At 69.8% G+C, this 16,306-nt stretch carries 19 protein-coding genes, 1 tRNA gene and 1 other RNA gene; 11 read left to right on the top strand and 10 right to left on the bottom strand.

The features are described 5' to 3' along the window. Positions 1-66 precede the first annotated feature (66 nt). The 6 genes from miaB (at position 67) to ACIPY8_RS08790 (ending at position 5,150) form a co-directional block, all read left to right on the top strand. Positions 67-1,614, top strand: coding sequence for a tRNA (N6-isopentenyl adenosine(37)-C2)-methylthiotransferase MiaB (gene miaB, locus ACIPY8_RS08765; protein ID WP_400817053.1), 1,548 nt, complete (start codon positions 67-69; stop codon positions 1,612-1,614). Continuing rightward, complete coding sequence (miaA, locus tag ACIPY8_RS08770; RefSeq protein ID WP_400817055.1) at positions 1,611-2,546, top strand: tRNA (adenosine(37)-N6)-dimethylallyltransferase MiaA; 936 nt, start codon at positions 1,611-1,613, stop codon at positions 2,544-2,546. Before miaB ends, miaA begins: the two co-directional genes overlap by 4 nt. Before the next feature lie 68 nt (positions 2,547-2,614). Then, positions 2,615-3,142 (top strand): dihydrofolate reductase family protein, encoded by a 528-nt coding sequence (locus ACIPY8_RS08775; RefSeq protein WP_400817057.1) that lies wholly within the window; start codon positions 2,615-2,617, stop codon positions 3,140-3,142. Positions 3,143-3,167: 25 nt separating this feature from the next. Further along, positions 3,168-3,602: a GNAT family acetyltransferase gene (locus ACIPY8_RS08780; protein WP_400817059.1), complete on the top strand. Its 435-nt coding sequence runs from the start codon at positions 3,168-3,170 to the stop codon at positions 3,600-3,602. A gap of 22 nt (positions 3,603-3,624) precedes the next feature. After that, on the top strand, positions 3,625-4,497 hold the full coding sequence (dapF, locus tag ACIPY8_RS08785) for a diaminopimelate epimerase (RefSeq protein WP_400817061.1): 873 nt from the start codon (positions 3,625-3,627) through the stop codon (positions 4,495-4,497). Then, a complete protein-coding gene (locus ACIPY8_RS08790; protein WP_400817063.1) occupies positions 4,497-5,150 on the top strand; it encodes an HAD family hydrolase in 654 nt (217 codons plus the stop codon). The genes dapF and ACIPY8_RS08790 overlap by 1 nt, the downstream gene beginning before the upstream one ends. 32 nt (positions 5,151-5,182) lie before the next feature. Here the strand turns inward: ACIPY8_RS08790 and ACIPY8_RS08795 are convergent, their stop codons facing one another. Beyond that, a complete protein-coding gene (locus tag ACIPY8_RS08795; RefSeq protein WP_400817065.1) occupies positions 5,183-5,836 on the bottom strand; it encodes a class I SAM-dependent methyltransferase in 654 nt (217 codons plus the stop codon). Positions 5,837-5,904: 68 nt separating this feature from the next. Here ACIPY8_RS08795 and hflX point away from each other — a divergent pair, with 68 nt between their 5' ends. Next, positions 5,905-7,416 carry a GTPase HflX gene (gene hflX / locus ACIPY8_RS08800; RefSeq protein ID WP_400817067.1) on the top strand — a complete coding sequence of 504 codons (1,512 nt, stop codon included), beginning with the start codon at positions 5,905-5,907 and terminating at the stop codon, positions 7,414-7,416. Here the strand turns inward: hflX and ACIPY8_RS08805 are convergent, their stop codons facing one another. After that, a complete protein-coding gene (locus ACIPY8_RS08805) occupies positions 7,417-8,085 on the bottom strand; it encodes an SIMPL domain-containing protein (RefSeq protein ID WP_400817069.1) in 669 nt (222 codons plus the stop codon). 142 nt (positions 8,086-8,227) lie between these two features. Here ACIPY8_RS08805 and ssrA point away from each other — a divergent pair. Then, positions 8,228-8,597, top strand: a transfer-messenger RNA (tmRNA) gene (gene ssrA, locus ACIPY8_RS08810). A 74-nt stretch (positions 8,598-8,671) separates the two neighbouring features. Here the strand turns inward: ssrA and ACIPY8_RS08815 are convergent. The 4 genes from ACIPY8_RS08815 to hisN form a co-directional block, all read right to left on the bottom strand. Beyond that, complete coding sequence (locus ACIPY8_RS08815) at positions 8,672-9,532, bottom strand: transposase (RefSeq protein WP_400817071.1); 861 nt, start codon at positions 9,530-9,532, stop codon at positions 8,672-8,674. 73 nt (positions 9,533-9,605) lie between these two features. Beyond that, positions 9,606-9,941, bottom strand: coding sequence for an ATP-dependent DNA ligase (locus ACIPY8_RS08820; RefSeq protein WP_400817073.1), 336 nt, complete (start codon positions 9,939-9,941; stop codon positions 9,606-9,608). A 153-nt stretch (positions 9,942-10,094) separates the two neighbouring features. Beyond that, positions 10,095-10,661 (bottom strand): hypothetical protein, encoded by a 567-nt coding sequence (locus ACIPY8_RS08825; RefSeq protein ID WP_400817075.1) that lies wholly within the window; start codon positions 10,659-10,661, stop codon positions 10,095-10,097. A gap of 33 nt (positions 10,662-10,694) precedes the next feature. Further along, positions 10,695-11,492 carry a histidinol-phosphatase gene (gene hisN / locus ACIPY8_RS08830; RefSeq protein ID WP_400817076.1) on the bottom strand — a complete coding sequence of 266 codons (798 nt, stop codon included), beginning with the start codon at positions 11,490-11,492 and terminating at the stop codon, positions 10,695-10,697. Between the two features lie 148 nt (positions 11,493-11,640). On the opposite strand from hisN, the gene ACIPY8_RS08835 reads away from it, so the two are divergent. Then, positions 11,641-11,713, top strand: a tRNA-Lys gene (locus ACIPY8_RS08835). Between the two features lie 60 nt (positions 11,714-11,773). Here ACIPY8_RS08835 and ACIPY8_RS08840 read toward each other — a convergent pair. The 4 genes from ACIPY8_RS08840 to ACIPY8_RS08855 are packed head-to-tail and all read right to left on the bottom strand — an operon-like array spanning position 11,774 to position 14,775. Further along, positions 11,774-12,247, bottom strand: coding sequence for a YbaK/EbsC family protein (locus ACIPY8_RS08840; protein WP_400817078.1), 474 nt, complete (start codon positions 12,245-12,247; stop codon positions 11,774-11,776). A 49-nt stretch (positions 12,248-12,296) separates the two neighbouring features. Then, a complete protein-coding gene (locus ACIPY8_RS08845) occupies positions 12,297-13,511 on the bottom strand; it encodes an MFS transporter (protein WP_400817080.1) in 1,215 nt (404 codons plus the stop codon). Continuing rightward, positions 13,508-13,945 (bottom strand): MarR family winged helix-turn-helix transcriptional regulator, encoded by a 438-nt coding sequence (locus ACIPY8_RS08850; protein ID WP_400817081.1) that lies wholly within the window; start codon positions 13,943-13,945, stop codon positions 13,508-13,510. The genes ACIPY8_RS08845 and ACIPY8_RS08850 overlap by 4 nt, the downstream gene beginning before the upstream one ends. 41 nt (positions 13,946-13,986) lie before the next feature. Further along, a complete protein-coding gene (locus ACIPY8_RS08855; protein WP_400817082.1) occupies positions 13,987-14,775 on the bottom strand; it encodes an IclR family transcriptional regulator in 789 nt (262 codons plus the stop codon). Positions 14,776-14,879: 104 nt separating this feature from the next. Here ACIPY8_RS08855 and ACIPY8_RS08860 point away from each other — a divergent pair, with 104 nt between their 5' ends. Both ACIPY8_RS08860 and ACIPY8_RS08865 read left to right on the top strand, forming a co-directional pair. Continuing rightward, the gene (locus ACIPY8_RS08860) at positions 14,880-15,653 is read left to right on the top strand and encodes a CoA transferase subunit A (protein WP_400817084.1); all 774 of its coding nucleotides are present in this window, start codon (positions 14,880-14,882) and stop codon (positions 15,651-15,653) included. Between the two features lies 1 nt (position 15,654). Next, positions 15,655-16,302 carry a CoA transferase subunit B gene (locus ACIPY8_RS08865; protein ID WP_400817086.1) on the top strand — a complete coding sequence of 216 codons (648 nt, stop codon included), beginning with the start codon at positions 15,655-15,657 and terminating at the stop codon, positions 16,300-16,302. Positions 16,303-16,306: the final 4 nt, after the last annotated feature.

Consider the following 16,306-nt stretch of genomic DNA (forward strand, 5'->3'; position numbering starts at 1 on the left):
CCCACGGATCGGCGTGTGCAGCGAGTCGGTCGGCGTAGCGGGAGCCGCTCGTACAATGGGAGCATCATGACTATCCCGCGCAGTGAACCGACGATCATCGCCTCCTCGTCGGCAGCCGTCGACCTCGACGGGAATCGGCGATCCTACGAGGTCCGCACGTTCGGCTGCCAGATGAACGTGCACGACTCCGAGCGCCTGTCCGGGTCCCTCGAGAGCGCCGGATACGTCCGCGCGGACGCCGGGGACGAGGCGGACGTCGTGATCATCAACACGTGCGCCGTGCGCGACAACGCCGCGGGCAAGCTCTACGGCACGCTGGGTCAGCTCGCCGCTGTGAAGAGACGCAAGGACGGCATGCAGATCGCCGTCGGGGGGTGCCTCGCGCAGATGGACAAGCAGGCCGTCCTCGACAAGGCGCCCTGGGTCGACGTCGTCTTCGGCACGCACAACATGGGCTCGCTGCCCGGCCTCCTCGAGCGGGCGCGCCACAACGGCGAGGCCGAGCTGGAGATACTCGAGTCGCTGGAGGTCTTCCCCTCGACGCTCCCGACCAAGCGCGACTCCGCGCACAGCGGCTGGGTGTCGATCTCCGTCGGGTGCAACAACACCTGCACCTTCTGCATCGTGCCCAGCCTCCGCGGCAAGGAGAAGGACCGTCGACCCGGTGACATCCTGAACGAGATCCGCCTCCTCGTCGAGGACGGTGCGATCGAGGTCACGCTCCTGGGCCAGAACGTCAACTCCTACGGCGTCGAGTTCGGCGACAGGCAGGCCTTCGGCAAGCTCCTGAGGGCTGCCGGCGAGATCGACGGTCTCGAGCGGATCCGCTTCACGAGCCCGCACCCGGCCGCCTTCACGGATGACGTGATCGACGCGATGGCCGAGACGACGAGCGTGATGCCTCAGCTCCACATGCCCCTCCAGTCCGGGAGTGACCGGATCCTCAAGGCCATGCGCCGCTCCTACCGCAGCGAACGATTCCTCGGCATCCTCGAACGGGTCCGGGACCGCATCCCGCACGCCGCGATCACGACCGACATCATCGTCGGCTTCCCGGGCGAGACGGACGAGGACTTCGAGGACACCATGCGCGTCGTCGAGCAGGCGCGCTTCTCGAGCGCGTTCACGTTCCAGTACTCGATCCGAGAGGGCACTCCGGCGGCGACCATGGAAGATCAGGTGCCGAAGGCCGTCGTGCAGGAACGCTACAACCGCCTGATCGCCCTGCAGGAGCGGATCTCTCTCGAAGAGAATCAGAAGCAGGTCGGCCGCGAGGTCGAGGTCCTCGTGTCCACGGGCGAAGGCAAGAAGGACACCGAGACCCACCGTCTCACCGGCCGCGGCGAGGACAACCGCCTCATCCACTTCGAGGTGACCCCCGGGTCGCCGATGCCGCGTCCGGGCGACGTCGTGACGGTCACGATCAGCCACGCGGCGCCGTTCCACCTGCTCGCGGACGACCCCACCGGCGCGCCCCTGCGGATCCGTCGCACGCGTGGCGGCGACGCCTGGGATCGTGCGCAGGCCGAGTCCTGCGCGGTGCCCGCGCCGAGCGCCGAGGGCGCGCCGCGCGCGGTCTCCCTCGGGCTGCCGACGCTGCGCGTCGGCGTGTGACCACCGCGACGCACGAGTCGCGGTCCCCGCGCCTCTGGGTCGTCGTCGGAGCGACGGGCACCGGCAAGAGCGATCTCGCGCTCGACCTCGCCGAGTCGCTGCGCTCGCGCGGCAACCCGGCGGAGATCGTGAACGCGGACGCCATGCAGCTGTACCGCGGCATGGACATCGGCACGGCGAAGCTGCCTCCCGCCGAACGGCGCGGCATCCCGCATCATCTCTTCGATGTGCGCGACGTCGATCAGGAGGCTGCCGTCGCCTGGTATCAGCCCCGGGCGCGCGAGGCGATCACAGCGATCCAGAGCGGCGGGGGCGATGCCGTCCTCGTCGGAGGATCCGGGCTCTACGTCTCGAGCGTCATCTACGACTTCGCGTTCCCTCCGCGGGACCCGGCGATCCGCGAGCGGTTGGAGCAGGAACTCGCGCACGACGGCGTCGCGGCTCTCATCGACCGACTCCGCGCTCTCGACCCCGACACCGCCGGGCGGGTCGACCCTCGGAACGAGAGGCGCGTGATCCGCGCGCTCGAGGTCATCGAGCAGGGGAGCGCGACGCACGGTGCGGCTCTCCCCGCCGAACCGGCGCTCTGGCAGCCCGGGGCCACACGCGTGATCGGGCTGCACGTGGAGCGCGCCGACCTCGTCATGCGACTCGACGCCCGGGTCGAACGCATGTGGCGCGACGGCCTCGTCGACGAGGTCGTGCGGCTCCGGGAGCAGGGACTCGAACGGGGAGCCACCGCCGGCCGCGCGATCGGCTACGCCCAGGCTCTCGCTCAGCTGGACGGGCGGATGACACAGGACGAGGCCATCGCGCAGACGCAAGCGCTCACACGCCGGTATGCGCGCCGCCAGGTGTCGTGGTTCAAGCGGTACCCCGAGCTGCGCTGGCTCGAGCCTCCGATCGACGTCGAGAAGCTCCCGGACGTCTGAGCGCACCGTCCCCGGCCGACGTCGCCGCCGGGCCCGGGGATGTCCGTGGTCCGTGACAGGGTGACGGCATGGCGACTCACTACTTCACCGCGTCCAGCCTCGACGGATTCATCGCGACCGAGGAGCACTCGCTCGATTGGCTGCTCTCACGTGACATCGACCAGGACGGGCCGATGTCGTACCTGCAGTTCGAGAAGCGGATCGGCGCGCTCGCGATGGGCGCGTCCACCTTCGAATGGGTCATGCGTCACGAGGAAGGGCGATGGGGGTACACCCAGCCCACGTGGGTGTTCACTCACCGCGACCTCGACGTCCCGGAGGGTGCCGACGTGCGACTCACGCAGGCGGATGTGACGGCGGTGCACGACGAGATGACGGCGGCGGCGGGCGGGGGCGACCTCTGGGTCGTCGGCGGGGGCGACCTGGCCGGACAGTTCGCCGACGCCGGACTCCTGGACGAGATCTGGGTGCAGTACGCCCCGGTGACGCTCGGTGCGGGATCGCCGCTGCTCCCACGCGCGCTCGAGCTCGAACTGCTCGAGGTGGCACGCAACCGTGACTTCCTGTGCGGCCGGTATCGCGTCGTCCGGGAGTGAGGCCGGACGCTCCTAGACTCGGGGGATGACCTGGAACGTGCGCGCCTTCCGCCCTGAGGACACGGAGAGCGTCGTCGCTCTCTGGGACGACGCGGGTCTGACCCGCCCGTGGAACGACCCCCGACGCGACATCGAGCGCAAGCTCAGCGTGCAGCCCGAGCTGTTCCTGGTCGCGGTCGACGATGAGGCCGCGTCGCGCATCATCGGCACGGTCATGGCCGGGTACGACGGACATCGCGGCTGGCTGTACTACCTGTCCTCCGCGTCCTCGCACCGTCGCCGCGGCGTCGGTCGAGCGCTCGTCGCCGAGGCTGAGCGACTGTTGCGGGACATGGGCTGCCCGAAGGTCCAGCTGATGGTCAGAGAAGGCAACGAGCAGGCGCTCGAGTTCTACGACGAGCTCGGCTACGAGCGCTTCTCCGTCTCGAACACGGGCAAACGGCTCATCGTCGACGCATAGCCGGGATCCCTAGACTGGGGTTATGATCGCATTCACCAAGGGGCACGGCACCGGCAACGACTTCGTCATCATCGCCGACCCCGACGGGGCGCTCGAACTCAGCGCGGATCAGGTCGCGGCGCTCTGCGATCGTCATTTCGGCATCGGGGCCGACGGCATCCTCCGCGTGGTGCGATCTACCGCGATCGCCGAAGGTGCCGCAACGCTCGCCGAGGAACCCGCGGCCGAATGGTTCATGGACTATCGCAACGCCGACGGCTCGATCGCGGAGATGTGCGGCAACGGCGTCCGCGTGTTCGTCCACTATCTGCTGCGTTCGGGGCTCGCGACGCTCGAGCCCGGCTCGACGCTGCCGATCGGCACGCGGGCCGGCGTCCGCGACATCACGCGCAGCGCGAACGGCTACCAGGTCGATCTCGGCCTGTGGAAGCTGTCCGGCGACGACCCGCTCGTGACAGCGGACGGCCTGCCGGTCGCACGTCCCGGACTGGGCATCGACGTCGGGAACCCGCACGTCGTGGTGGCTCTCGCCGAGGAGGCGGAACTCGCCGTCCTGGAGCTCCACCGCGCCCCGGAGCTCGATCCCGCACTTCCGAACGGCGCGAACGTCGAGTTCGTCGTGCCGGGGGAGCCGCTCGTCCGCGACGGCATCGGGCACGTGCGCATGCGCGTCTCGGAACGCGGTGTCGGCGAGACTCTCAGCTGCGGCACCGGTGTGGCGGCGACCGCTCTCGCCGTGCGTCATTGGGCTGGGGAGAAGGCACCGGATCACTGGCGCGTCGAGGTGCCCGGAGGTGTCCTCGGCGTGCGGATGTTCCCGGCGGAGGACGGCGAGCACGTCGCCCTGTCGGGACCCGCCCAGCTGGTCTACAGCGGTGAGGTCGACCTCCTCTGATGGCGTCGTCCGGAGACATCGACCTCGTGATCTTCGACTGCGACGGTGTGCTGGTCGACAGCGAACGGATCTCCGTCGACATCGACCGCCGCGTGCTCGCCCGGTTCGGCTGGTCGCTCACGAACGAGGAGATCGTCCATCGCTTCGTGGGACGCTCGGATGCGCACTTCCGCGCCGAGGTCGAGCAGCACCTCGGCCACACCCTCGACGACGACTGGGCCGCCCCGTTCGAGGAGTGGTACCGCGAGGCGTTCGAGCGCGACCTCATCGCCGTTCCGGGAGTGCGTGCGGCGATCGAGGCGCTGGATCTCGCGACCTGCGTGGCCTCGAGCGGATCCCACGCGAAGATCCGGCGGAGCCTGACGCTCACCGGGATGCTGTCGCACTTCGACGGACGCATCTTCAGCGCCGACGATGTGCGGGATGGCAAACCCGCACCGGATCTGTTCCTCCACGCCGCCGCGCAGCTCGGCGTCGCCCCCGGGCGGTGCGTGGTCGTCGAGGACAGCCGATTCGGTGTCCAGGCCGCCCGAGCAGCCGGCATGCGCGTGCTCGGCTATGCCGGAGGGATCACGCCAGGGGAGTGGCTCGAAGACGAGGGGGCGATCGTGTTCACCGACATGCGCGAACTCCCCGACATGCTGACGGCCTGAGGCTCGGCGCCCCGGATGGGACCGGGTCGGGATCAGAACGAGAGCGCGGACAGTTCGAGGGGCTCCGTCGGCGGCGTGCCGTGCTTGCGGACCTTGAGCACGCGGTAGCCCTTGGCCGTCGCGGTGCGGAACACGCTGAAACCGGGCGTGAACGTCGAGGCGATCCAGCGCTGGAGAGAGTCCGCGCCGAGGTTGCGCTGCACCACGAGCCAGGCGTCGCTGCGTTCGTCCAGTCGGGGGATCCACTTCTCCAGCATCCCGTGGAGCTCGTTCTTGCCGACGCGGATCGGCGGGTTGGAGCGGATGGAGCGGAACATCAGGTCGGCGGGAACATCTTCGGGGCGGACCGCGTTGACATTGGTGAGTCCGAGAGCCGCGGCATTGCGGCGGACGAGGTCGAGTGCACGCTCGTTCACGTCGACGGCCCAGATCGTGGCATGCGGTGACTGCAGGGCCATCGTGAGCGAGATGGGTCCCCAGCCGCTTCCGAGGTCGAGAAGATGGCCGCCCGGCGGTACCGGAGGCATGTTGGCGAAGAGCACTGCAGTTCCGGCGTCCAGCCGATCCGGGCTGAAGACGCCACCAGCGGTGGTGACGTCCAGCTCACGGCCTGCGAGCGATACACGGATCGTGCGCAGATTCTCAGGACTCGCCGGGGCCGCAGTGAAGTAATGGTCGGACCCCATACCGTGAGCGTAGCGGACAGCGCGGGCTAAGGTTAAGGCTCGCAACGAAACCCAGAGAACAGGGACGGATGACGGATACCACGACACACTCGACCGGCGACGACGCGCTCGATCGCGTGCTCGCGAACGCGGAGAAGCGCACCGAGGCGCGCGTGTTCGGAGCGGCCCAGGCGCTGCAGGACGAATCCACCGCGGCGCATGCCCGATCGGACGGCGACCAGTGGGACCTCGAGGATCGTCACGCTCTCCGTCGAGTGGGCGGGCTCTCCACGGAGCTCGAGGACGTCACCGAGGTCGAGTACCGGCAGCTGCGGCTCGAGAACGTGGTCCTCGTGGGCGTGTACCCGCAGGGTGCGCAGGAGGACGCGGAGAACTCGCTGCGCGAACTGGCAGCCCTGGCCGAGACCGCGGGCGCCGTCGTTCTCGACGGCGTGCTCCAGCGTCGTCCCCACCCGGACGCGGCCACCTATATCGGGCGCGGCAAGGCTCAGGAGCTCAAGGACATCGTGGCCGCGACGGGCGCGGACACCGTGATCGCCGACACCGAGCTCGCTCCGAGCCAGCGGCGCGCCCTGGAGGACGTCGTGAAGGTCAAGGTCATCGACCGCACGACCGTCATCCTCGACATCTTCAGCCAGCACGCCAAGAGCCGTGAGGGCAAGGCGCAGGTCGAGCTCGCCCAGCTCGAGTACCTCCTCCCGCGTCTGCGCGGCTGGGGTGAGTCGATGAGCCGTCAGGCCGGTGGACAGGTCGGCGCCGGCGGAGCCGGTATGGGCTCGCGCGGTCCCGGTGAGACGAAGATCGAGCTCGACCGCCGTCGCATCCGCACCAAGATGGCTCTGCTGCGTCGTCAGATCCGCGACTTCGGTCCCGCACGCGAAGCCAAGCGCGCCGAGCGCCGGCGGAACACGATCCCCTCCGTCGCGATCGCCGGGTACACGAACGCCGGTAAATCGAGTCTGCTGAACGCGCTCACGAGCGCGGGAGTGCTCGTCGAGAACGCGCTGTTCGCCACCCTCGACGCGACGGTGCGACGGTCCGAGACGACCGACGGCCGGGTCTACACGCTGACCGACACCGTCGGGTTCGTGCGGAACCTCCCGCACCAGCTGGTCGAGGCGTTCCGTTCGACGCTCGAGGAGGTCGGTGACGCCGACGTCGTGCTGCACGTCGTCGACGGCTCGCACCCCGATCCCGCCGGACAGCTGCAGACCGTCCGGGACGTCATGGGGGATGTCGGCGTGCGCGACATGCCGGAGCTCGTGGTGTTCAACAAGGCCGACCTGATCGACGAGGACGAGCGTCTCGTGCTGCAGGGCCTGGAGCCGAAGGCTCACTTCGTGTCGTCCCGGTCCGGTGAGGGCATCGTCGAGCTCCGTGCCGCCATCGAGGACGCGCTTCCGAAGCCCGCCGTCGAGATCCACGCGGTCGTCCCGTACGACCGCGGCGACCTCGTCGCCGCGATCCACGAGAGCGGCATGCTCCTGTCGGTCGACCATCGCGAGGACGGCACAGCCGTGCACGCGCGCGTCTCGGAGCGCCTCGCCGCCGACCTGGAGCAGTTCGCGGTCGGCGCGTGATCACCGAGCGATGAAGCGCGCCTCGACGGTGGCCGAGATCACGATCTCGTCGGGCTCGTACTCCATGGCAGGGGCGGAGTCCGCGGCGAACGATGCCCCGCGGGCGGCCTTCATCATCACGGGCGCGGCGGGCGACGGCTGACCGTTCGAGATCAGACCCACGTCGGCGATCTCCCGGGGCGTCACCTCGTGCAGACCGAGCGCGCCCGCATAGGCCTGCGCGCGCGTCACGGCCACGCCCACGGCCTGCGCGGCCACCTCGCGCTCGAGTTCGGCGCGGGTCTCCGGGGTCAGGTGCCAGTCGACCCACCCGACCTCGACACCGTCCCACGGGGAGACGTCCGACACCCAGATCGAGAGCTCGGATGCCTCGATGAACGTCGCGGTGAGATCGATGCTCGCGTAGTACACGGGCGCGAGGCGCTTGCCCTCGTTGTTCCAGGGACGTTCGGCCCGCACCGCGAGGCGCGTGCTCGTCCAGTCGACCACCGTGCCGGCATCCGCCCTCGTCGTGATCGAGTCGCGCACGGGCGAGGCGAGGCCCATGACGCGATCCACCACGGTCGAGCGCTCGGGTCCCTCGGCGCGCACGCTGATGCGGACGGTGGCGCGCTCCGGGGCGACGCGCGCCTCGTGCTCGCCGCGGACGGTGACGGTGACTTCGCTCATGCGGCGACTCTACGCCTCTGTCCCGACGGTCCGTGGAATGGCGAAGACGCCGGGGACGTTGTAGTCTGAGATGCTCGGGAGCACTGCTCTCCGAGGTGACAAATCCATAGAGTGACAGCGGCTCCTTCGAGAGAAGGACCACGGGGCTGATCGGTTTCGACAGCGCCTGTGAATCCACGAGAAGCGGGCCGAGGATGCAGAGTTATCTCGTAAACGCTCTCTGCAAAACAATAGTTGCCGAAACCAAGCGCAACGACTTCGCCCTCGCTGCCTAAGCGAGCCCGATAGTCCGTCAGACCGTATGTGATTCCGATACGGATCCTGGCGTCATCTAGGAATCTTGCTGCGTGACGGCGTCTGGACGTCACGTGGGACTCTTCCCAGGCTGGGCTCGTCGACTTGGGTGTCTGTGACAAAGGTCGGAGCCGAGCAGAACGCTTCCACAGACTGCGCCCGGAGAAGGCGTGGAGACTCAGCGTTGGACGGGGGTTCGATTCCCCCCAGCTCCACCAGGTCGCTGTCACCGGATTCAGACCCCGTCGGATGCTCGCGCACCCGGCGGGGTCTCGTCATGCGGACCGAGGGATCACGACTCGTCCAGAGCGTTGAGCGCCCTCTCGGCGTCCGTCACGGAGCGCTCGGCGTCGGCAAGGCGGTCCGCCGCGGCGTCCAGGGCGTCCTCGGCGCTCCGCGCCGCCGACTGCGCACGGCCGAGATCCCGTCGCACCTGTGCGAGTTCGCGTTCCAGCTCCGTCTCCCTGGACGCGAGGTCCGTGACTCCCGTCTTCGCGGACGTCGCGGTCCTGGCCGCGTCGGCCCGCTCGCGGGACAGCCTGTCACGGGCCTGCTCGGCCTCATGCAGGGCACGTTCGGCGTTCTTGCGCTCGCGTCGGGCAGCGACCTCGTCGGCGGGCGGGGACGGGACCTCCGGAGCGGAGGGAGCCCCGCCTCCGACGATCGTGTCCATGACGTCGGCGAAGTTCCCTGCCGGCTCGAGCTCCCGCACCAGGCGACCGGAGGCCACGGCGGCTGCCGCGTCCGGATCGAAGAACGCGGCGGAGATCGTTTGCAGCACCGCGTCGCGTGTCGACGCGGTGACGCGTTCGCCTCGGGCCGAAGCGAGGTCCGCCGCGGCCGCGGCGAGTCGCGCGGTCAGGGCGCGACGGTCGCGTCCCAGCCGAGCGAGGGCCCTCGCGTCGAGATCGGCCTGCGCCTCGCGCAGATCCGCGGCCAGCGCGAGCGCCTCCTCGAGCTGTGCGGCCCGCTCCCGGGCGAAGACGTTCACGACCCAGGCGGCGACCGACGGCTTGCGCAGAGCGCGGATATCGGCCGCGAGCGCCGCATCCTCGGTGGCTCTCGCGCGGGTGTTCCGAATCGCCGTGAAGTCCGCGAGAGGACCGCTGTAGAGCTCCGCGGCGATCGCGACAAGGTCGGCGTCCGTGCGCATGCGAGCGACACTACACCGCGGTCACGGTCGCGCCGCGGTCAGGCGCGAGCCGTGGGCCGAGGAGGCGCCTCGGTCACACCGCGATGGGGTCGGTGACACGCGCCGCGCCGATGTCGGTCGGCTCCGGCGTGAGATACATGCCGGACGGGGCGTTCGCCGTGAACGCGAGAGCATCCACCCAGGCGCGGTTGATCGCGGGCGGTCGACTTCCGAAGTACTTGAACACGAGCGAACTGCCCGAGTGCACCCACACCGTGGTGCGGCCGCCTCCCACGCTCGCATCGTCCTTCCAGGAGAACGAGAACGGCTCGCCGCGGCGGAGCTTCGCGGTCATGACCAACTGCAGATGGGTGAGAGCGCGATCCTCGATCTCGACCTTGGGTCCGCCCTCGTAGATGAACTTGCCCATGAAGGACTCCGGGTGTTCGTCGCCACGGAGACCCGTGCCAAGAGGCGCGACCGAGGTGGTCGCTGTGTGGAGATGGACTCACTCTCGCACACACCGGCACGACACGCCGCATCGGCGTCGCGGAGCGACACGGTGCTTCGTGAGGTGTCCTCGTCAGCCTTGCCAGTCGATGAGGATCAGGCCCTGACGCGTGTCGGCGAACTTCACCCACCCGTCGCCGAAGAGGTACGTCATACCGTATCCGTCGTCGTCCGTGCCCATCGAGAAGTCCGGGTTCTCCGTGATGTAGATGCCGTCGGCGCCGTCTTCGCGGGTCCACCCGGACGCGAGCAGGGACGACTGCGCACGCCCGGCCTCGTCGGGGGTGAGCGCCGACCAGCCGTACAGCTGACCGTGGTCGGAGGCCACCGAGTAGTCGGCCCAGAAGCACAGGAGACCGTCCGTCATCGTCACGTCGCCGATCACGAACTCCTTCTCCTCGAAGGTCCATCCGGCGTCAGTGAGCGCCTGGACCGTGCCGGGGGACACGATGGTGTCGCACGTGGGCGCGGCGCCGGCATCGGGCTCCGTGGTCGGGGTGGGTGCGGGTGTCGCCGTCGGTGTGGGCTTCGGCGCGTCGGGAGTCGGAGTCGCCTCGGCGTCAGGGCCGCCGGAGCATCCGGCGAGCACGGCCACGAGGGCGATCACGCCGAGCGAGGTGGTCAGGGTGCGGTGCGTCATCACAGGCCTTCGTGGGCGATGGGGAGGCGGGGATCAGTCGTGCAGGAGGTCGAGGAACGCGCCGTGCAGAACCCCGTTGGTGGCGAGTGTCGACAGATCCGAGATCGTCTCGGCGCCGTCGAAACCCGTCATACGGCCGCCGGCCTCGCGGACGATCGGCACCGCCGCGGCGACGTCGTACTCCTTGACGTCGAACTCGGCGACCATGTCGATGCCTCCCTCTGCGAGCAGCATGTACGCGTAGACGTCCCCGTAGGCGCGGTCGCGCCACACGCGATCCGCCAGGCGGAGCAGCTGTTCGCGGTGCCCGGAGCGGGTCCACTGCGCGATGCTCTGGAAGCTCACGCTCGCGTCGTCGAGCGAGGAGACGGTGGACACGCGCAGGCGCCGAGGCTCGGCATCCGTCGCGGTCCAGGCGCCGGCACCGGCGGAGGCCCACCAGCGGCGGCCCAAGGCGGGCATGCTCACGACCCCCACCTGCGGGACGCCGTCGACCGCGAGGGCGATCATGGTGCCCCAGAGCGGTACGCCGCGCAGGAAGTTCGCGGTGCCGTCGATCGGATCGATGATCCACTGCCGATGCGAGTCCCCCTGTGCGCCGAACTCCTCGCCGAAGATGCCGTCGTCCGGGCGCTCGGCCGCGATGATCTCGCGGATCGCGCGCTCCGTGGCGAGGTCGGCGTCCGTCACGTGCGAGTGGTCGGCCTTGGTCGAGATCTCCAGGTCGGCGCTGTCGAACCGGGGCAGGGACTGCTCGTCGGCCGCATCGGCCAGTCGCAGGGCGAGCGCGAGGTCGTGGGAGTGGTCGGCGGCAGCGGGGGATGCGGTCACGAGACCAGGATAACCGCCGTCGTCGCGAGCACCTTCCTCGGGTCGACACGGGGCGACACGCGCGGCGGTCCCGCGGGATCGGCGCCGATTTCGTGTCGCGCCGATCGGCTGGTAATGTAATTCCTCGGCCGGGGGAAACCCGGGCCACGCACCTCTAGCTCAATCGGCAGAGCAACTGACTCTTAATCAGTGGGTTCAGGGTTCAAGTCCCTGGGGGTGCACGGATCAGCCTCGGAATCTCTCGCCAGATTCCGGGGCTTCTTCGCGTCCGGGGTCAAGGTTCAGGCCACGCGGATGACGGTGCCTCCGGTGAGCTGCTGCAGCGAGGCGAAGCTCAGGGGCATGACGGTGTGCGGATGCCCGGCAGCCGCCCAGATGACGTCGTGCTCGGCCAGGGCCTCATCGATCCACGTGGACAGGGGAGCAGGATGCCCGACGGGAGCCACGCCGCCGATGGCCTGCCCCGTGGCGTCGCGCACCACCGCCGGCGGTGCCATCGCGATCGTCGAGACGCCCAGAGCCACGGCCAAGAGGTCGAGGTCGACGCGGTGGCCGCCGCTCGCCATGACGAGCACGGGGGAGCCGTCGGCGACGAGCACGAGGCTGTTGGCGATCGCCGCGACGTCGCAGCCGATCGCCGCGGCGGCGGCGACTGCCGTGCGCGCGGAGTCGGGGAGCACGCGGATCTCGCTGGCGACACCGGCCTCCGCGAGGTGCCGCTGGACGAGGAGACTGCGTTCGGGGAGATCGCTCATGGCCCCACCGTATCGAGACGATGGGGCCATGAGCGCGCGGGGGAGAGGGTCACCCCGCGTCGCCGATGAGGATCGCCTCCGCGTCCTCGGCCGAGGCATCCGCGGGCTCGTCGTCGATGTGGGCGAGCGCTGTGCGTCCGAGGAACACTGTGAGCGCGGCGATGAGCACGGCGAGCGCGGCGACCAGGTACGGCACGGTGGCGTTCAGCGCGTGCCACAGCGCGGCGGCGAGCGGCGGGGCCATGGCGCCGCCGAGGAAGCGGACCGCCGAGTACGCGGAGGAGGCGACCGAGCGAGGCAGGTCCGTCGCCTCCATGACCGCCTCGGTGAGGACGGTGTTCATGATGCCGAGGAGGAGACCGCCCACGATGATGCACGTCACGAGCGCGGCGGCCGAGGACACCAGCAGACCCGCGACGACGAGATCGACGGCGAGCAGCGGGAGCACCAGGAGGATCACGCGGGTCCGGGACATCCGGCGCATGAGGACGGGCGCGACCCACACGCTGGTGATCGCGAGGGCGACTCCCCAGCCGAAGAACGTGAACCCGATCCCCATGGCGCCGAAGCCCAGCGGGAACGGCGAGAACGCCAGCAGGATGAAGAACCCGATGTTGTAGAACAGGGCGGCGACGGCGAGGATCGCCAGAGCGGGGCGGCGCAGGGCCGTGAACGGCGCCGAGAAGCGCACGGGCGCAGGCTTGTCCTGCGGGCCGCGCAGGAGCACGAGCACCGCCAGGAAGGCGATCGCCATCAGCACGACGACGCCGAAGAACGGGGCGCGCCAGCTCTGCTCCCCGAGCAGGCCGCCGAGCAGCGGGCCGATCGCGATGCCGAGGCCCAGGGCGGCCTCGTACAGGACGATCGCCGCGGCGCTGCCGCCGGACGCCGCCCCGACGATGGTCGCGAGAGCGGTCGAGATGAAGAGGGCGTTGCCGAGGCCCCAGCCCGCACGGAACCCGATCACCGCGTCGACGCTGCCGCTCAGTGCGAAGGCGACGATGAGGGCGAGCCCGATCAGCAGCGTGCGCTTGGCGCCGATGCGACTGGAGATCCAGCTCGTGACGAGCATCGCGAGGCCGGTGACGGCGAGGTAGCTCGTGAAGAGCAGCTCGGTCTCGACCGGGCTCGCCTGCAGGGAGTCGGCGATGGCGGGAAGGATCGGGTCGACGAGGCCGATGCCCATGAAGGCGACGACGCAGGCGAAGGCGACGGCCCACACCTGTGCGGGCTGCTTCCAGACGGAAGCGGTGGTACTGCTCACTGCGGAACTCCTGTCGAGTCGATGGTGGTGTGCGCGGCGAGGATCTCGGCGGCGCGGGTGAGCGCCTGCCAGTCGTCCTCGCCGAGTGCGGCGAATCGCGGCGCGAGAGTGTCGCGGAACTCGGCGCGCCACGTCTGCAGCGCGTGAGATCCGGTCTCGGTGATGCCGACGGCGATGGCCCGGGAATCCTCGGGCACAGGGGAGCGGAGCACGAGTCCGTCGCGCTCCAGCACCCCGATCAGACGCGTCATGCCGGGCTGTGTGGTGCGTGCCGCGGCGGCGAGCTCGCCGACGCGTCTCGGTCCGCTCCGCTCGAGCAGGCTCAGCACGCGCCATTGTGCTGCGGGCGCGTCGTTCCCGGCATCCTGCGCGGCGATGCGTCCGAGCGCATACGACGACAGGACGAGGGAGGGGATGACGTCCGTGCGATTCATACCACGAAGTATATACCCGATGGTATGCAACTCGACCGGGCTCAGCGTCGAGAGCCGGCGATCCGCGCCGAGAGCTGATGCGCGTGCGCGAGGAGGATGCGCCCGAGCTCGATCGTGCGCTCAGGGCCGAACCGGAACGCGACCCCCGTCAGGCTCAGTGCCCACTCCGGTCGCCCGGACCGGTCGAACACCGCGGCGCCGAGGCCCCAGCTGCCCTCGACGATGAGTCCGGGGTTCACGGCGTAACCGCGTTCCTTGGTCTCGGCGAGACGGGCGCGCAGGCGGCGTTCCCCGTGGGGGCGCCCCCAGTTCTGTTCGAGCTCCGGGTGCCGGTCGAGATACGCATCCACATCGTGGTCGGGCAGGAAGGCGAGGATGGCGAGTCCGGCGCTCGCGACGCCGAGCGGGAAGCGGACTCCCTCGCTGAGCACGAACGACCGGATCGGGAACGAGCCCTCCTCCCGGAGGAGGCACACCGTCTCGTCGGCGCGACGCACGGACAGGAACGCGCTCTCCTCGGTCTTGACCGCGAGGGAGCGGACGATGTCCCGCGCGAGCGCGGTGACGTCGTAGCGGGCGGCGGCGACGGAACCCATGAGGAAGAGTTCCGGGCCCGGCATCCAGCGCACGCTGTCGTCGTCGCGGTCGACCAGCCCCTCGGCGCGGAGTGCGGAGAGCAGGCGATGCGTCGTGGAGCGCGACAGGTCGGCGTCGCGCGCGAGTTCGTGCAGGGATGCTCCCTCGGCGCCGCTCGCCGTCACGAGTCGCAGCAGCGACGCGGCGCGCGCGATGGCCTGAGCGCCGGGGACGCTCCGCTTCGAGGATTCCACGATATGGACGCTACGGTGAAGTCCGTCCACATCGCAAGAGTCCGCTTGGGACCGGAGGGCGGACGGCGCACGCTGGAGTGAGGCACGTCTTCGAAGGAGCACACGTGATCGACAAGCAGTGGGCCTCCGCCCAGGAGGCCGTGGCGGACATCGCCGACGGATCATCGCTCGCGGTCGGCGGATTCGGGCTCTCCGGCAATCCGATCGCCCTGATCGAGGCCCTTCTCGCCCAGGGGGCGAGCGACCTCAGCATCGTCAGCAACAACTGCGGAGTGGACGACTGGGGGCTGGGCATCCTGCTCGGCGCGCAGCGCATCCGCAAGATGACCTCGTCGTACGTGGGGGAGAACAAGGAGTTCGAGCGGCAGTTCCTCTCGGGAGAACTCGAGCTCGAGCTCACGCCGCAGGGCACGCTGGCCGAGAAGCTCCGCGCCGGGGGATCCGGCATCGCGGCGTTCTACACGCAGACCGGTGTCGGCACGCAGGTGGCCGAGGGCGGCCTGCCTCGGCGGTACGCGCCGGACGGGTCGATCGCCGTCGCCTCTCCCGTCAAGGACGTGCGCACGTTCGCCGTGGACGGCACCCTGCGCGAGTACGTGTTCGAGGAGGCGATCACGACCGATTTCTCCCTCGTGCACGCGCTTCGGGGCGACCGGCACGGCAACCTCGTGTTCAACAAAGCGGCCCGCAACTTCAACCCCCTCGCCGCCATGGCCGGTCGGGTGTGCATCGCCCAGGTCGAGGAGCTCGTCGAACCGGGCGCCCTCGATCCCGACGGCATCCACCTCCCCGGCGTCTTCGTGCACCGGATCATCGAGGTCGGACCCGGTATATCCAAGCGCATCGAACGGCGCACGGTCACGACGGACGGAGCCTGACATGGCGCTCACACGCGATGAGATGGCGGCCCGCGCGGCCGCAGAGCTGCAGGACGGCTCGTACGTCAACCTCGGGATCGGCTTGCCGACGCTCGTGCCCAACCATGTGCCCGCGGACATGACGGTCGTGCTGCAGTCCGAGAACGGGATCCTCGGCGTGGGACCCTATCCGCGCGAGGACGCCGTCGACCCCGACCTCATCAACGCCGGTAAGGAGACCGTCACGGTGCTCCCCGGAGCCGCGTTCTTCGACTCGGCCACGAGCTTCGGGATGATCCGCGGCGGCAAGATCGACGCCGCGATCCTGGGCGCCATGCAGGTGTCGGCGACCGGCGACCTCGCGAACTGGATGATCCCGGGGAAGATGGTCAAGGGACCTGGGGGCGCGATGGACCTCGTGCACGGGGCGGCTCGGGTGATCGTCCTCATGGAGCACGTCGCCCGCGACGGATCCGCCAAGATCGTGCACGACTGCAGTCTGCCGTTGACCGGCCGAGGCGTCGTCGACCGGATCATCACCGACCTCGCCGTGATCGACGTCACGGACGACGGCCTCGTGCTCGTCGAGACCGCGCCCGGCGTGAGCGTCGAGGACGTCATCGCGGCGACCGAGCCTCCGCTGCGCGTCTCCGCCGCGCTCGCGCACTGACACC

This window comes from Microbacterium sp. NPDC089696 (assembly GCF_044749125.1).
Lineage (GTDB): Bacteria > Actinomycetota > Actinomycetes > Actinomycetales > Microbacteriaceae > Microbacterium.

Coding starts and splice junctions, on each gene's coding strand:
- ACIPY8_RS08850 (WP_400817081.1), bottom strand. CDS start 13,945: ATGAATCGCACGGACGTCATCCCCTCCCTCGTCCTGTCGTCGTATGCG.
- ACIPY8_RS08815 (WP_400817071.1), bottom strand. CDS start 9,532: ATGCGCACGGACGCCGACCTTGTCGCGATCGCCGCGGAGCTCTACAGC.
- ACIPY8_RS08795 (WP_400817065.1), bottom strand. CDS start 5,836: ATGGGGTCCGACCATTACTTCACTGCGGCCCCGGCGAGTCCTGAGAAT.
- ACIPY8_RS08865 (WP_400817086.1), top strand. CDS start 15,655: ATGGCGCTCACACGCGATGAGATGGCGGCCCGCGCGGCCGCAGAGCTG.
- ACIPY8_RS08840 (WP_400817078.1), bottom strand. CDS start 12,247: ATGAGCGATCTCCCCGAACGCAGTCTCCTCGTCCAGCGGCACCTCGCG.
- ACIPY8_RS08790 (WP_400817063.1), top strand. CDS start 4,497: ATGGCGTCGTCCGGAGACATCGACCTCGTGATCTTCGACTGCGACGGT.
- dapF (WP_400817061.1), top strand. CDS start 3,625: ATGATCGCATTCACCAAGGGGCACGGCACCGGCAACGACTTCGTCATC.
- ACIPY8_RS08780 (WP_400817059.1), top strand. CDS start 3,168: ATGACCTGGAACGTGCGCGCCTTCCGCCCTGAGGACACGGAGAGCGTC.
- ACIPY8_RS08820 (WP_400817073.1), bottom strand. CDS start 9,941: ATGGGCAAGTTCATCTACGAGGGCGGACCCAAGGTCGAGATCGAGGAT.
- hflX (WP_400817067.1), top strand. CDS start 5,905: ATGACGGATACCACGACACACTCGACCGGCGACGACGCGCTCGATCGC.
- ACIPY8_RS08825 (WP_400817075.1), bottom strand. CDS start 10,661: ATGACGCACCGCACCCTGACCACCTCGCTCGGCGTGATCGCCCTCGTG.
- ACIPY8_RS08805 (WP_400817069.1), bottom strand. CDS start 8,085: ATGAGCGAAGTCACCGTCACCGTCCGCGGCGAGCACGAGGCGCGCGTC.
- ACIPY8_RS08775 (WP_400817057.1), top strand. CDS start 2,615: ATGGCGACTCACTACTTCACCGCGTCCAGCCTCGACGGATTCATCGCG.
- miaB (WP_400817053.1), top strand. CDS start 67: ATGACTATCCCGCGCAGTGAACCGACGATCATCGCCTCCTCGTCGGCA.